This window comes from Tsukamurella conjunctivitidis, from assembly GCF_007858475.1.
Lineage (GTDB): Bacteria > Actinomycetota > Actinomycetes > Mycobacteriales > Mycobacteriaceae > Tsukamurella > Tsukamurella conjunctivitidis.
Window position 1 is genome coordinate 1 of sequence record NZ_VIGX01000135.1, and the last position, 642, is coordinate 642.

The 642-nt window shown below is 72.0% G+C and carries 1 protein-coding gene; it reads left to right on the forward strand.

Features of this window, described 5'->3' with window-relative positions:
- On the forward strand, positions 1-512 hold a 512-nt coding region (locus tag FK530_RS24725), incomplete at its 5' end, for an ROK family protein (RefSeq protein WP_146489455.1).
- Positions 513-642 lie beyond the last annotated feature (130 nt).

The window sequence follows — 642 nt, forward strand, 5'->3', positions numbered from 1 at the left end:
GCTCCGACGGCCGGGTGGGGGAGATCGGGCATGTCCGGGTGCCGGGTGCCTCCGAGCTGTGCGTGTGCGGGCAGAGGGGCTGCCTGGAGTCAGAGGCGTCCACGGTGGCGATGGCAGCGAAAATGCGCGCCATCGGACTGACCAGTGCGACGCCGGCAGGTCTGGAGGAGGTGCTCGTGGCCGAACACGGGAACACCGCTGTGGAGCGGCTGATCCATGAGGCCGGTGTCAGCCTGGGTCTGGTCCTGGCCAGCATGTGCAATCTACTGGCTCCCGAACGCCTGGTGCTCGGCGGAGAGCTGGCGGCAGGCGGAGAGTCGCTGCGCACCGGAGTGGTGGAGTCCATCAACCGCTATGCCCTTGCTGCCGTGGCGGACCGCGTCGAGACGCGCCTGTCCACCCTGGGGACTTCCGGACCGGTGCTGGGAGCCGTGGTCCTGGCGGCCAGCCAGCTGCACGCCGACCGTGTGAGCCCCATCGGCCACAGGGCACTCCCGACCCACCCCGCCTGACCCACCCCGCCCGACCCGCTCGGCCGGCCTTGCCCGGTGTGACCTGCACGGTCTGATCCACACCGTCTGAGCGGCTCCGGGGCTGGCCCGCCCCCGGACAGCGCCCGCCGCCCGATCCCCACCCGGCTAG